This is a genomic window from Luteibacter anthropi, assembly GCF_023699965.1.
Taxonomy (GTDB): Bacteria; Pseudomonadota; Gammaproteobacteria; order Xanthomonadales; family Rhodanobacteraceae; genus Luteibacter; species Luteibacter anthropi.
The window spans coordinates 430,416-443,328 of record NZ_CP077072.1 but is presented as its reverse complement, the minus strand read 5'-3'; the positions used below and the strand labels follow the sequence as shown (position 1 = coordinate 443,328).

Here is a 12,913-nt window from a genome sequence, read left to right as displayed (position 1 = left end):
ATCCAGGAAAAGAGATGTCCTCGACAGATCGCGAAAATTCGGACGGCCTGCTTGAAAAGCTGATCGCCGTCAACCGCGTGGCCAAGACCGTCAAGGGTGGCCGCCAGATGAGCTTCACCGCGCTGACGGTTGTCGGCGATGGCGAGGGTCGCGTCGGTTTTGGTTATGGCAAGGCCCGTGAAGTGCCGGTTGCCATCTCCAAGGCCATGGAGCGCGCCCGCCGCAACATGGTGTCCATCGAACTCAACAACGGCACGCTCTGGTACGCCATCAAGGCCAACCACGGCGCCGCCCGCGTCTACATGCAGCCTGCCTCTCAGGGTACCGGCGTCATCGCCGGCGGCGCCATGCGCGCTGTCCTGGAAGTGGTCGGCGTGAAGGACGTGCTTGCGAAGGCCGTCGGCTCGCGCAACCCGATCAACCTCGTCCGCGCGACGATCAAGGGTCTGCAGGCCGTCGCCTCGCCGAAGCGCATCGCCGCCAAGCGTGGCAAGACGATCGAAGAGGTGCTGGGCAATGGCTAAGAACACCGAAACCACCGGCACCGTCCGCGTGCGCCTCGTCAAGGGCCTGCGTGGTGTGCAGAGCCGCCACCGTCTGAGCGTGAAGGCCCTGGGCCTCGGCAAGCTCAACGACGTGCGCGAACTGAAGGATTCCCCGCAGGTCCGTGGCCTCATCAACACGGTTTACTACCTGGTCCGGGTCGAGGAGTAAGCAATCATGCGTCTTAACGACATCAAGCCCGGCAAGGGCGCCCGCAAGACCCGCACCCGCGTTGCTCGCGGTATCGGTTCCGGCCTCGGCAAGACCGCCGGTCGCGGTCACAAGGGTCAGCACGCCCGTGCTGGTAACACCCACCGCGTCGGTTTCGAAGGCGGTCAGATGCCGCTGCAGCGTCGTCTTCCCAAGGTGGGCTTCCGCTCGCTGAAGAAGGCCGACACCGAGCAGGTCATGCTCTACCAGCTGGCTTCGATCCAGGCCGACACCATCGACCTGATCGCGCTTCACGCCGCTGGTCTGGTGACCAGCCGCGCCAAGAAGGTGAAGATCGTGCTCAAGGGTGAAATCACTCGCGCGGTCAAGCTCCAGGGTGTGCTCGCGACGGCCGGTGCCAAGGCCGCCATCGAAGCCGCCGGCGGCAGCGTGGAGTAATCCAGTGGCCGGAGCGCAGGGCAAAAAGCTCGGCGGCTCGCTGGGCAAACTGACGGAACTGCGTCAGCGCATTCTTTTCCTTATTGGTGCGCTGATCGTCTTTCGCCTCGGCTCGTTCATTCCCGTTCCGGGCGTGAACCCCGATGCGATGACAAGCCTCGTCGAGGGCGGTGGTGGCCTCCTGAACATGGTCAACATGTTCTCGGGCGGTTCGCTTTCCCGCTTCTCGGTGTTCGCTCTGGGTGTGGTGCCGTACATCTCTGCATCGATCGTGGTGCAGATGATGGGTTCGGTGGTGCCGTCCCTCATGGCGCTGCGCAAGGAAGGCGAGTCGGGTCGTCGCAAGATGACCATGTACACGCGCTTCGGCACGGTGGCACTGGCAGCCTTCCAGGCTTTCGGTATCGCGGTGGCCTTGCAGAAGCAGACCGCTCTGGGCGGTGCCCCGGTGGTCTACATGCCGGGTGCCGGCTTCGTCATGGCATCGGTCGTCGGCCTCACCGCCGGCACCATGTTCCTGATGTGGCTGGGCGAGCAGATTACCGAGCGTGGTATCGGCAATGGTATTTCCATGCTGATCTTCGCCGGTATCGTGGCCGGTCTGCCGGGTGCCATCGCGCACACGCTGACCATGGCGAACAACGGTGAGCTGTCGGTGCTGAAGCTCCTGATGGTCACCGCTGCGATCCTCGCGGTCACCGCATTCGTGGTGTTCATGGAACGTGCGCAGCGACGCATCACCGTGAATTATGCGAAGCAGGGCGGGCAGCGTCAGTTCCAGCAGCGTCAGGTCTCGCATCTGCCGTTGAAGATCAACATGGCGGGTGTCATTCCGCCGATCTTTGCGACCAGCCTCCTGCTTTTCCCCGCTACCGCGGCGACCTGGTTCGGTTCTGCCAACCAGTCCCGCTGGCTGCAATGGCTGACCACGGCGCTGAGCCCGGGTGAGCCGGTCCACGACATCGTGTTTGCGGTGCTGGTGATCGGATTCGCCTTCTTCTACACGGCGATCGTGTTCAATTCTCAGGAAACGGCCGATAACCTCAAGCGTTCGGGTGCGTTGATTCCGGGCATTCGTCCGGGTCGCTCCACGGCAGACTACATCGATGGTGTCATGACCCGTCTTACGGGTGTTGGCGCGGTCTACATCGTTCTGGTCTGCCTGGTGCCCACGTTCATGCAGAACGCCTGGCACGTCCCGTTCTATTTCGGCGGCACTTCGCTGCTGATCGTGGTGGTGGTGGTGATGGATTTCATCTCCCAGGTTCAGGCCCATCTGATGAGCCACCAGTACGAGAGTCTGCTCAAGAAGTCCAATCTCCGCCGCGGCTGAGATTGGATGGAAGTCCCCAAGTAGGGGAGGCCGCGGCGCCCAGCGCCGCAGGACTTCCCGTTTAGGTTAATTCAGGTTAGAATTGCGCGTTTACCGCGCACGAAGCACATCGGAGACAGTACATCATGGCGCGCATCGCGGGTGTCAATTTGCCGGTCCAGAAGCATGTCTGGGTTGGCCTTCAGAGCATTTACGGAATCGGCCGTTCGCGGGCGAAGAAGGTTTGTGTAGACGCTGGCGTGGTTCCGACCACCCAGATCAAGTCGCTGAGCGAAGGTGAGGTCGAGAAGATCCGCGCCGAAATCGCTAAGTACACGGTCGAGGGCGACCTCCGCCGCGAAATCGGCATGGCCGTCAAGCGTCTCATGGACCTCGGTTGCTATCGTGGCCTGCGCCACCGTCGCGGCCTGCCGGTGCGCGGCCAGCGCACGCGTACCAACGCCCGTACCCGCAAGGGTCCGCGTCGTCCGATCAAGAAGTAACGGATACCGAATATGGCTAAGCCGGTTAAGACCAAAAAGAAGATCAAGCGCGTTGTCACGGATGCCGTGGCCCACGTGCAGGCTTCTTTCAACAACACCATCGTCACGATCACCGATCGCCAGGGCAATGCCCTGTCGTGGGCGACGGCGGGCGGCGCGGGTTTCCGCGGTTCCCGTAAGTCGACCCCGTTCGCTGCCCAGGTTGCCGCCGAAAAGGCTGGCCGCGCTGCCGGCGACTACGGTGTGAAGACCGTGGAAGTTCGCATCAAGGGCCCCGGCCCGGGCCGTGAATCGGCCGTGCGTTCCCTGAACGCGTTGGGCTACAAGGTGCTCAACATTATTGACGTCACGCCGATTCCGCATAACGGCTGCCGTCCCCCCAAGAAGCGTCGCGTCTAAGGAGCATAACCATGGCCCGTTATCGTGGAGCTACCTGCAAGCTGGCGCGTCGTGAGGGTGCAGACCTCGGTCTGAAGAGCCCGGCTCGCGCGCTTGACTCCAAGTGCAAGCTCGAAAACAAGCCCGGTCAGCATGGCGCCAACAAGCGCGCTCGTCTGTCCGACTACGCCGTCCAGTTGCGTGAGAAGCAGAAGGTCAAGCGCATCTACGGCGTGCTTGAGCGTCAGTTCAGCAACTACTACACCAAGGCTTCGACCCAGAAGGGCAACACGGGTGAAAACCTGCTTCGCCTCCTGGAAAGCCGTCTCGACAATGTCGTCTATCGCATGGGTTTCGCGGTCACCCGCGCCCAGGCTCGCCAGCTCGTGGCCCACAAGGCTGTGACGGTCAACGGCAAGAAGGTCAACGTTCCTTCGTACCACGTCCGTCCGGGCGACGAAGTTTCGCTGACCGAAAAGGCCCGCAGCCAGTTGCGCGTGCAGGAAGCGGCAACCATCTACGACACCATGGACCTCCGTCCGTCGTGGGTTGAAGTCGACAGCAAGAAGTTCGCAGGCACGTTCAAGGCCGTTCCGGATCGTGGCGATCTGCCGGCCGATATCAACGAAGCCCTGATCGTCGAGCTTTACTCGAAGTAATCCACCGGAGCCTTGCATGGCAGTATCGTCTACTAGTGTGCTGCGGCCTCGTGGCCTCAGCGTCGAGCAGCTTGGAGCGAACCGCGCGAAGGTGGTGGTCGAGCCGCTCGAGCGTGGCTTCGGTCACACCCTGGGCAACGCGCTGCGTCGCGTGCTGCTCTCTTCGATTCCGGGCAGCGCGATCGTCGAAGTCGAAATCGACGGCGTGCTGCACGAGTACACCACTCTGGAAGGCCTGCAGGAGGACGTGATCGAAGTCCTGCTGAACCTCAAGGACGTTGCCATCCGTCAGCACAGCGGTGACGAAGTCACCCTGACGCTGTCCAAGAAGGGCAAGGGCGTGGTCACCGCCGGCGATATCGCCGTCGACCACTCCGTGGAAATCGTCAATCCCGAGCATGTGATCTGCCATCTCACCAAGGATGTGGCTCTCAACATGCGTCTCAAGGTGCGTAAGGGCGTCGGCTACCAGCCGGCAAGCGCCCGTCAGCACCCGGACGATGAGACCCGTCCGATCGGCCGTCTGCAGCTCGACGCGTCGTTTGCTCCGGTCCTGCGCGTTGCCTATGAAGTTGACGCCGCTCGTGTCGAGCAGCGCACCAACCTCGACAAGCTCGTGCTGGACATCGAAACGAACGGCACGATCGGTGCTGAAGATGCCGTCCGCAAGGCGGCTGAAATCATCAACGATCAGCTGTCGGTGTTCGGTGACTTCTCGCGTCGTGAGAGCGATTCGACCAAGGCTGAGAAGGGCGGTTTCGATCCGCTCCTGCTCCGCCCGATAGATGATCTCGAACTGACGGTTCGTTCGGCCAACTGCCTCAAGGCAGAGAGCATCTACTACATCGGCGATCTGGTTCAGAAGACCGAAGTCGAGCTGCTCAAGACCCCGAACCTCGGCAAGAAGTCGCTGACGGAAATCAAGGATGTCCTGGGCGGACGTGGTCTCGCCCTCGGCATGAAGCTCGAAAACTGGCCGCCGCCGGGTCTTTCCCACGGTATGCAGCTGGGTTGATGTTTTACGGGGCGATCGCTTTTCGATCGCCCCGATCCTTTGTACGACCCAGCGGATGCTGCGTGCATTTCCACTGGGAGCCTGAAGCGGTCCATAGAGGCCGTGCTCTTATAACGAGGCGTTCTGACAGCCTCGAACAGCGGGTAACCGCGGGAAGTCGGCCTATCCTGGCCGGTTTTTCATAACAACAGACATAGAGAGTAATCACCATGCGTCACCAGAAATCCGGTCGCAAGCTCAACCGCACGAGCAGCCACCGCGAAGCGATGTTCAAGAACATGGCTTCGTCGCTGATCAAGCACGAGCTCATCCGCACCACCCTCCCGAAGGCCAAGGAACTCCGTCGCGTCGCCGAGCCGCTCATCACGCTCGCGAAGACCGATGGCGTCGCCAACCGCCGTCTTGCTTTTGCGCGTCTGCGCGACAAGCAGGCCGTCGGCAAGCTCTTCGTTGAGCTCGGCCCCCGCTACCGCGAGCGTCCCGGCGGCTACCTGCGCATCCTGAAGTGCGGCTTCCGTCCGGGCGACAACGCCCCGATGGCCTACGTCGAACTCGTGGATCGTCCGCAGCAGACCGACGCCGTCGACGCCGAGTAAGCGTAAGGCATCAAGTGTCATCGAAACCCCGGCCGGGTGACCTGCCGGGGTTTTTTTATGCGTTTGGAGTGTTCGCTCTGCAGGGCTCGACGTTGGTGTGCTCTGCTTCGTAGGCAGGGCTCGCCGTTCGGCCTCGCGCTCGGCGCTCGGCGCGTGTGGCGTGGTCGCTTGGAGGCGGCGGGGGCGGCCCTTGGCGCTCCGGCCTGCGGTGTCCCTCGGGAAAGGAGAGCCGCTAGCGCGGCCAGTGTCTTATGGCTTCGCCCCTTCGGGCCCGGTGAGCGGGCGGGGTTTTTCGACTCGGCCTCCGTGCCTCGGCGAAAAAGGCCGGCCTTCCTGGCCGGCCCCCTTCGGGCCTTATCCGCCCACTCCCCTCACCTCCATCAAGTCGCGCCAAGGGCCGCCCCCGCCGCCTCTCCCAACGTAATCGCCGCTTGTTGTAGGAGCGCGCCTGCGCGCGACCGTTCATGGCGATGTACATCACCGTTCCTGTTCCACCGGTCGCGCGCAAGCACGCTCCTACAACGCCGTGCGGCTGCCGGAGGGGGCGACCGTGTCGGCGATGCCTGCGCAGCGATAGACACGCCTTCGCGAGCACCCATCGCCGATGCGATTGGCTCCCACACGTTTTTTGGTAGCGAGGCTTCTACGGTTGTCAACGAGATGTATTAAACGGTCGCGCGCGAGGCGCGCTCCTACACAATCCTGTGCTTGCGTGGATGGCCTGGATCGTTACGGGCAGCGGCGTTTTGCCGCAGGAATTTTCGTCATACATGAGATCAATCGCCGCCTGCCATCGGTGTGGCTGGTGTAAATGGCCGTTTTGACAGGAAATCGGCTTTCCGGGTGACAGATGTCTTTGCAAATCATTGACATGGTTGCAGACGAAACTTCGGCGGCCTACTGACAACGGCATGCACAAAGCGTTAACGTGGGTATCCCGCAACGCCCCGGCGCGCCATGAATCCCAAGACCTGGTCTTTCCGTATCCGCTACCTCGCCGCGTTTGTCGTCTGTGCGGCGCTGATGGGTTTTGCTCTCTACGCCCAGTACGTGATGAATCTCGATCCGTGCCCGCTGTGCATTTTCCAGCGGATCGCGGTGTGCACCATGGGGTTGTTCTTCCTCATCGGCGGCCTGCATGCGCCGCGGAGCACGAAGACGCGGGCTGTCTACGCCACGCTGGTCACTCTGGGCGGTATCTGGGGCATTGTCACGGCCGGTCGCCACCTGTGGTTGCAGAGCCTTCCGGCTGACCAGGTGCCGGCATGCGGCCCTGGCCTGGGGTATCTGTTCGACGCTTTTCCCTTCATGAAGATGCTCAAGCTCGCGTTCACCGGTTCGGGTGAGTGCGCCAAGATTGAGCCGATCCTCGGTATCCCGATGCCGGGCTGGACATTGCTCTGGTTCGTCGTCCTCGTCATCTGGGCCCTCGTGGCCGTCCGTCGTTCCGTTCGTTGACTTTCCGCGCCGCCAAAGGCGCTTTAACGCAGGCACCGCCGTCATGCAGCACTCCCTCAAAGCCGTAACTTCCCCGTCCCCCGACTGGGTACCGGGTTCGTGGCGGTCGAGGACCGCTCTCCAGCAACCCACCTATGAAGACATCCCCGAGCTGGATGGAGCCCTGGCCCAGCTTGGCGAGCTTCCGCCGCTGGTCACCTCCTGGGAGATCCTGGCGCTGAAGAAATCCATCGCCGAGGCTCAGGTCGGCGAGCGTTTCCTGCTCCAGGGTGGCGATTGCGCCGAGAGCTTTGCCGACTGCACCAGCCCGATCATCTCCAACCGTCTCAAGGTGCTGCTGCAGATGAGTCTCGTGCTCGTCCATGGCCTGAAGAAGCCGGTGCTGCGCGTGGGGCGTTTTGCGGGCCAGTACGCCAAGCCGCGCTCGGCGGATACCGAAACCCGCGACGGCATCACCTTGCCAGCGTTCCGCGGCGACCTGGTGAACAGCCCGGAATTCACCCCGGAGGCGCGCCGCCCCGATCCGCGTCGCCTGATCAAGGCGCATGCCCGTTCGGCCATGACGATGAACTTCGTCCGCGCGCTCATCGACGGTGGTTTTGCCGACCTGCACCATCCCGAGTACTGGGACCTGGCGTGGGTGGATCATTCGCCCCTGGCGGTGGAGTACAAGCGCATGGTTGCCAACATCGGCGACTCGCTGCGCTTCATGGAAACCCTGGGTGGTGAATCCATTTCGTACTCGCGCGTGGATTTCTACACCTCACACGAAGCCTTGCTGCTGCACTACGAAGAGGCGCTGACCCGCCGCGTGCCGCGCCAGGACGGCTGGTTCAACCTGTCCACGCATTTCCCGTGGATCGGCATGCGTACGGCGGCGCTCGACGGTGCGCATACGGAGTATTTCCGTGGCATCCGCAACCCGATCGCCGTGAAGGTGGGGCCGACGGTGCAGCCGGATGACCTGCTGCGTCTGATCGACGTGCTCAACCCGAATGAAGAGCCGGGTCGCCTCACGCTGATCCACCGCATGGGTAACGACAAGATCGCCACGCAGTTGCAGCCGCTGCTGGAAGCCGTGAAGCGTGAAGGGCGTCGCGTGCTCTGGGTGGCCGATCCCATGCATGGCAATACCGAGAGCACCAGCAACGGCTACAAGACCCGGCGTTTTGCCAATATCGCGGGCGAGCTCGATCAGGCCTTCGATATCCATGCGGCCGCGGGTACACGCCTGGGTGGCGTGCATCTGGAGCTTACGGGCGAGAACGTCACCGAGTGCCTGGGTGGCGCGCGTGGGCTGGTGGAACAGGATCTCGACCGGGCTTACAAGTCGATGGTCGATCCTCGCCTGAACTACGAGCAGTCGCTTGAACTGGCGATGCTGATTACCCGCAAGTCGGCCGGCATGGCCTGAAAAAGCTGTTGTAGGAGCGCGCCTTGCGCGCGACAGGTTGTCGCATGACTCTGTCGCGCGCGAGGCGCGCTCCTATATGGATCGCAGTAGCGTCCATCCAACGATGGTCGCATGTCTCGCCGCGGCGGCCGGGGAGGATAATGGGCACTCCCCATCCCCCGAGCTTGTCCCATGTCCACCGAGCGAATCCGCCATTCCCTCCTGCGCGACCGCGTGGTCTCTGCCGAAGCGGCCGCCGCGCTGATCCAGCCCGGCGAAACCGTGGCGATGAGCGGTTTCACGGGGTCGGGCTATCCGAAGGCGGTGCCCCTGGCCCTGGCGCGTCGCATCGAGGATGCGCATGTCGACGGGCGGGATTTCAAGATCCGCCTCATGACGGGCGCCTCCACGGCGCCTGAACTCGATGGCGCGCTGGCGAAGGCCGATGGCATCGCGTTGCGCATGCCGTTCCAGACCGATCCCGACGCGCGCCAGCGGATCAATGCCGGCACGCTGGATTACATCGATATCCACCTGAGCCATGTTGCCCAGCACGTATGGTTTGGCTTCTACGGTGACATCGATACCGCCGTGATTGAAGTCGCCGGCATTCGCGAGGATGGAAGCCTGATTCCGTCTACCTCGATAGGCAACAACAAGACCTGGCTCGATCTGGCGAAGAAGGTCATCGTTGAAGTCAACGACTGGCAGCCGGAGGGTATCGACGGCATGCACGATGTCTACTACGGAACGGCATTGCCACCGCATCGCAAGCCCATTCCCCTGGTGCACGCGGACGATCGCATCGGCGAGACATCGCTGCACTGCGACCCTGACAAGATCGTTGCGGTCGTGCGCACGCATGGTCCGGATCGCAATAGCCCCTTCACGCCGGGTGATGCCACCAGCGAGCGTATCGCCGAACACCTCATCGACTTCCTGAAGCACGAAGTGGCCAGGGGACGCTTGCCGGCGAACCTGCTGCCCTTGCAGTCCGGTGTTGGCAATATTCCCAACGCCGTGCTGGCGGGCCTGGCCAGCAGTGGTTTCCGTGACCTCTCCGCGTTCACCGAGGTGATCCAGGATGGCATGCTGGATCTGCTGCGCAGTGGAGTACTCAAGGTGGCTTCCTGCACGGGCTTTGCCCTGAGCCCCGAGGCCAACGAGGAGTTCAAGCGCAACATCGCTTTCTACCGTGAGCGGATCATCATGCGCACGCAGGAGATCTCGAACCATCCCGAGCTTGTGCGTCGCCTTGGCTGCATCGCCATGAACGGCATGATCGAAGCCGATCTCTATGGCAACGTGAATTCCACGCACGTCATGGGCAGCCGCATCATGAACGGCATCGGTGGTTCGGGTGACTTCGCCCGTAACAGTTTCCTTTCCATCTTCCTGAGCCCCAGTACGGCAAAGAACGGCAGCATCTCGGCGATCGTGCCCATGGTGAGCCATGTGGACCACACCGAGCACGACGTTTCCATCGTCGTTACCGAGCACGGTCTGGCCGACCTGCGCGGACTGCCGCCGCGTCATCGTGCGCGCCAGCTGATCGATCGTTGCGTAGCCCCGTCGTATCGCGCGCAGCTGGAGGATTATTTCGACCGTGCCTCGCGTGCCAGCTTTGGCAAGCACACGCCGCACCTGTTGCCGGAAGCCCTGTCCTGGCACCAGCGCTGGCTGGATACCGGGACGATGCTCAAGGACGCCTGAGTCCGGATCGCCTGATCGAGCAGAAGGAAACCGATACCGTCTGCAACCTCCCGAAGCGTTTCCCGCGTGTCCCCACTTCGTTTCGCAGGGTGCTCGGCGAAACGCCGGCTTCGTACAGGGCGAGGCTGATGGGTGTGTAGCGACGGCTACGCGTTGTCGTCACGTCATGCCGTGTTGCTTCATCGCCCATGCGACATGTTCACGCACGACATCGGAAGCATGATGGGCACGGGATTGAAGTGCGCTGACGACATCGGCGCTTGTCGGTGCATTGCCCAGTCCAACCGCCAGGTTGCGTAACCAGCCCTCGTAGCCCGTGCGTCGGATGGCCATGCCTTCGGTGCGTGAGAGAAAGGTTTCTTCACTCCATCCGAACAGCTCGACCAGTTTTGCGCCATCCAGGCTATGTCGCGGAGCGAAATCAGGCTCCGTCGCATCCTGCGCGAACTTGTTCCAGGGGCAGATGAGCTGGCAATCGTCGCAGCCGAAAACACGGTTGCCCATCGGTGCCCGAAGTTCCTCGGGGATGCTGCCCTTCAGCTCGATGGTGAGATAGGAAATGCATTTGCGTGCATCGAGCCGATAAGGCGCCACGATGGCTTGCGTAGGACAGATATCGATGCAGCGGCGACAGCTGCCGCAATGTGCGCTGGCGGGTTCATCGATGGGCAGCGGCAGGTTGGTGTACAACTCGCCAAGGAAGAAGTACGACCCCGCACGTTTGTTGATCAAGACGGTGTGCTTGCCGATCCAGCCCAGGCCGGCATTGCGCGCAAGCGCCTTTTCAAGCACGGGCGCGGAATCGACATAGGCACGATAGGCGAAGTCGCCGACGCGTTCGGTGATGCGTGCGGCCAGCTTTTGCAGACGGTTGCGGATCACCTTGTGATAGTCGCGGCCCAGGGCGTAACGGGCCACATAGGCCTTCTCGCCATCGTGGATCACGCCCCACGCATTGGCCGTGCCCGGCGGAATGTAATCCATGCGTACCGACACCACCCGCAGCGTGCCGGGCTCCAGTTCCGCAGGGCGGCTGCGCCGCGTGCCATGCCGTGCCATGTAGTCCATCTCGCCATGGTGGCCGTCGGCCAGCCAGCGTTCGAGGTAGGCCTCGTCGTGGCCCAGGTCGGTACCGGCAATGCCCACGTCGGCGAAGCCGAGTTCACGGGCCCAGTGCTTGATGTCCCGGGCGAGGGCGGCGTAGTCGGTGGCGGCGGGATCGTGCATGCGTCCATTCTACCGGGGGCTCCTATAATTGCCGGATGACCGCCATCTCTCCCGATACCGCTCTCTATACGTCCGAGCAGTCGCGCCGCATCGACGCCAGGGCGATTGCCGACGCCGGCATCCCCGGTTTCGAGCTGATGTCACGTGCGGCGACGGCTTCCTTTGCGATGCTCCGGCGCCGCTGGCCTCAGGCCTCGCGCATCGGCATCGTCTGTGGCGCTGGCAACAACGGCGGTGATGGCTACCTGGTCGGTCGCGATGCCTTGCGCGCGGGTCTTTCCGTGCAGTTGTTCGCCTTGGGCGAGCCTCGTTCGGAAGGCGACGCTGCCAGGGCGCGCGAGGCTTTCCTGGCGGAAGGCGGGCTGCCGCAGCCGTGGCCCGGCACGCTAGGCAACCTCGACGTGCTGGTCGATGCGATCTATGGCACGGGCCTGAACCGTGCGCCGCAAGGCGACGCGCAGGCTGCCATCGAGGCCATCTCAGCTTCGGGGCTTCCCGTGCTGGCGCTGGACGTTCCCTCCGGCCTCTCTGCCGATACCGGGGCCACTCCTGGCGTGGCGGTGCGGGCGACCGCGACGGCCAGCTTCATCGTCCACAAGCGCGGCCTGCATACCGGGCGCTGCGAGCTGGCCGGCGATATCGAACTGTTCGACCTGGGCGTGCCGCCCGATCTGCGCAGCACCCCTGATGCCGTGCTGCTGCAACCTGCGGCCTTGCCGCGTCGCCCGCGCGATTCCCACAAGGGAAACAACGGCCACGTGCTTGCCATCGGTGGCGACCACGGCACGGCGGGTGCCGTGCGCATGGCTGCCGAAGCCGCGTTGCGTACGGGCGCGGGCCTGGTCAGCGTCGCCACCCGCGACGAGAACGTGATGCCGATGAACGCGGCGCGTCCCGAGCTGATGGCCCATGGCGTCAACGGTCCGCAGGCGCTCGCCCCGATGCTGGAAAAAGCTTCCGTGGTGGCGCTTGGTCCGGGCCTGGGGCAGGGCGCCTGGGGGCATGCCCTGTGGACGACGGCGCTGGATGCAGGCCTGCCGACGGTGCTCGATGCCGACGGCCTCAACCTGTTGCATGCCGAGCCACGCGCCTTGCCGCGGCACGTCGTGCTGACTCCGCATCCGGGCGAGGCCGGGCGTCTGCTCGGTGTGTCCACCGCAGAGGTACAGGCTGACCGGTTCGCCTCAGCCCGCGAGCTGGCGCGCCGGCATGCCGCCGTCGTGGTGCTCAAAGGCAATGGCAGCCTGGTCGTGGCGCCGGATGGTCGCGTCTCGGTCTGCCCCTGGGGTAATCCGGGCATGGCCAGTGGCGGCATGGGCGACACGCTGACAGGCATCATTGCGGCCTTGCTGGCGCAGGGATGCGATCCCTATGCAGCCACCTGCCTCGGCGTGGGGCTGCACGCCCGGGCGGCGGATGTCGCTGCGCGCGAGGGCGAACGTGGCCTGCTGGCAGGGGATCTCCTTACGCCGCTGCGCCGGCTCGTCAACGGGCTGGAGGCATGAGC

The 12,913-nt window shown here is 63.5% G+C and carries 14 protein-coding genes; 13 read left to right on the top strand and 1 reads right to left on the bottom strand.

Annotated elements, in window-relative coordinates; genetic code table 11:
• The first annotated feature begins 14 nt into the window (after nucleotides 1-14).
• From rpsE to scpC, 12 genes are all read left to right on the top strand, one after another.
• Nucleotides 15-524: a 30S ribosomal protein S5 gene (gene rpsE / locus KR767_RS02025; RefSeq protein ID WP_166951228.1), complete on the top strand. Its 510-nt coding sequence runs from the start codon at nucleotides 15-17 to the stop codon at nucleotides 522-524.
• Entirely contained in the window at nucleotides 517-714 is a 198-nt protein-coding gene (gene rpmD / locus KR767_RS02020; RefSeq protein WP_166951230.1) for a 50S ribosomal protein L30, read from the top strand. Before rpsE ends, rpmD begins: the two co-directional genes overlap by 8 nt.
• A gap of 6 nt (nucleotides 715-720) precedes the next feature.
• Nucleotides 721-1,152 (top strand): 50S ribosomal protein L15, encoded by a 432-nt coding sequence (rplO, locus tag KR767_RS02015; RefSeq protein ID WP_166951232.1) that lies wholly within the window; start codon nucleotides 721-723, stop codon nucleotides 1,150-1,152.
• 4 nt (nucleotides 1,153-1,156) lie between these two features.
• On the top strand, nucleotides 1,157-2,485 hold the full coding sequence (secY, locus tag KR767_RS02010; RefSeq protein WP_166951234.1) for a preprotein translocase subunit SecY: 1,329 nt from the start codon (nucleotides 1,157-1,159) through the stop codon (nucleotides 2,483-2,485).
• A gap of 125 nt (nucleotides 2,486-2,610) precedes the next feature.
• Complete coding sequence (gene rpsM, locus KR767_RS02005) at nucleotides 2,611-2,967, top strand: 30S ribosomal protein S13 (protein ID WP_144916975.1); 357 nt, start codon at nucleotides 2,611-2,613, stop codon at nucleotides 2,965-2,967.
• A 12-nt stretch (nucleotides 2,968-2,979) separates the two neighbouring features.
• Entirely contained in the window at nucleotides 2,980-3,366 is a 387-nt protein-coding gene (gene rpsK, locus KR767_RS02000) for a 30S ribosomal protein S11 (protein WP_007513384.1), read from the top strand.
• An 11-nt stretch (nucleotides 3,367-3,377) separates the two neighbouring features.
• Nucleotides 3,378-4,004, top strand: coding sequence for a 30S ribosomal protein S4 (rpsD, locus tag KR767_RS01995; protein ID WP_166951247.1), 627 nt, complete (start codon nucleotides 3,378-3,380; stop codon nucleotides 4,002-4,004).
• Between the two features lie 16 nt (nucleotides 4,005-4,020).
• Nucleotides 4,021-5,019: a DNA-directed RNA polymerase subunit alpha gene (locus KR767_RS01990; protein ID WP_166951249.1), complete on the top strand. Its 999-nt coding sequence runs from the start codon at nucleotides 4,021-4,023 to the stop codon at nucleotides 5,017-5,019.
• Nucleotides 5,020-5,228: 209 nt separating this feature from the next.
• Nucleotides 5,229-5,615 carry a 50S ribosomal protein L17 gene (gene rplQ / locus KR767_RS01985; RefSeq protein ID WP_166951252.1) on the top strand — a complete coding sequence of 129 codons (387 nt, stop codon included), beginning with the start codon at nucleotides 5,229-5,231 and terminating at the stop codon, nucleotides 5,613-5,615.
• Between the two features lie 957 nt (nucleotides 5,616-6,572).
• Nucleotides 6,573-7,073: a disulfide bond formation protein B gene (locus KR767_RS01980; protein WP_250877949.1), complete on the top strand. Its 501-nt coding sequence runs from the start codon at nucleotides 6,573-6,575 to the stop codon at nucleotides 7,071-7,073.
• 43 nt (nucleotides 7,074-7,116) lie between these two features.
• Nucleotides 7,117-8,487, top strand: coding sequence for a class II 3-deoxy-7-phosphoheptulonate synthase (locus tag KR767_RS01975; RefSeq protein ID WP_166951258.1), 1,371 nt, complete (start codon nucleotides 7,117-7,119; stop codon nucleotides 8,485-8,487).
• Between the two features lie 171 nt (nucleotides 8,488-8,658).
• Nucleotides 8,659-10,179, top strand: a complete 1,521-nt coding sequence (scpC, locus tag KR767_RS01970; protein WP_250877948.1) for a succinyl-CoA:acetate CoA-transferase ScpC — start codon at nucleotides 8,659-8,661, stop codon at nucleotides 10,177-10,179.
• A gap of 159 nt (nucleotides 10,180-10,338) precedes the next feature.
• On the opposite strand, the gene queG is transcribed toward scpC, so the two are convergent.
• Complete coding sequence (gene queG / locus KR767_RS01965) at nucleotides 10,339-11,406, bottom strand: tRNA epoxyqueuosine(34) reductase QueG (RefSeq protein ID WP_250877947.1); 1,068 nt, start codon at nucleotides 11,404-11,406, stop codon at nucleotides 10,339-10,341.
• 35 nt (nucleotides 11,407-11,441) lie between these two features.
• Here queG and KR767_RS01960 point away from each other — a divergent pair, with 35 nt between their 5' ends.
• Nucleotides 11,442-12,911 (top strand): NAD(P)H-hydrate dehydratase, encoded by a 1,470-nt coding sequence (locus KR767_RS01960; RefSeq protein ID WP_250877946.1) that lies wholly within the window; start codon nucleotides 11,442-11,444, stop codon nucleotides 12,909-12,911.
• Nucleotides 12,912-12,913: the final 2 nt, after the last annotated feature.

Coding starts and splice junctions, on each gene's coding strand:
- rpsE (WP_166951228.1), top strand. CDS start 15: ATGTCCTCGACAGATCGCGAAAATTCGGACGGCCTGCTTGAAAAGCTG.
- rpmD (WP_166951230.1), top strand. CDS start 517: ATGGCTAAGAACACCGAAACCACCGGCACCGTCCGCGTGCGCCTCGTC.
- rplO (WP_166951232.1), top strand. CDS start 721: ATGCGTCTTAACGACATCAAGCCCGGCAAGGGCGCCCGCAAGACCCGC.
- rpsM (WP_144916975.1), top strand. CDS start 2,611: ATGGCGCGCATCGCGGGTGTCAATTTGCCGGTCCAGAAGCATGTCTGG.
- rpsK (WP_007513384.1), top strand. CDS start 2,980: ATGGCTAAGCCGGTTAAGACCAAAAAGAAGATCAAGCGCGTTGTCACG.
- rpsD (WP_166951247.1), top strand. CDS start 3,378: ATGGCCCGTTATCGTGGAGCTACCTGCAAGCTGGCGCGTCGTGAGGGT.
- KR767_RS01990 (WP_166951249.1), top strand. CDS start 4,021: ATGGCAGTATCGTCTACTAGTGTGCTGCGGCCTCGTGGCCTCAGCGTC.
- rplQ (WP_166951252.1), top strand. CDS start 5,229: ATGCGTCACCAGAAATCCGGTCGCAAGCTCAACCGCACGAGCAGCCAC.
- KR767_RS01980 (WP_250877949.1), top strand. CDS start 6,573: ATGAATCCCAAGACCTGGTCTTTCCGTATCCGCTACCTCGCCGCGTTT.
- KR767_RS01975 (WP_166951258.1), top strand. CDS start 7,117: ATGCAGCACTCCCTCAAAGCCGTAACTTCCCCGTCCCCCGACTGGGTA.
- scpC (WP_250877948.1), top strand. CDS start 8,659: ATGTCCACCGAGCGAATCCGCCATTCCCTCCTGCGCGACCGCGTGGTC.
- queG (WP_250877947.1), bottom strand. CDS start 11,406: ATGCACGATCCCGCCGCCACCGACTACGCCGCCCTCGCCCGGGACATC.
- KR767_RS01960 (WP_250877946.1), top strand. CDS start 11,442: ATGACCGCCATCTCTCCCGATACCGCTCTCTATACGTCCGAGCAGTCG.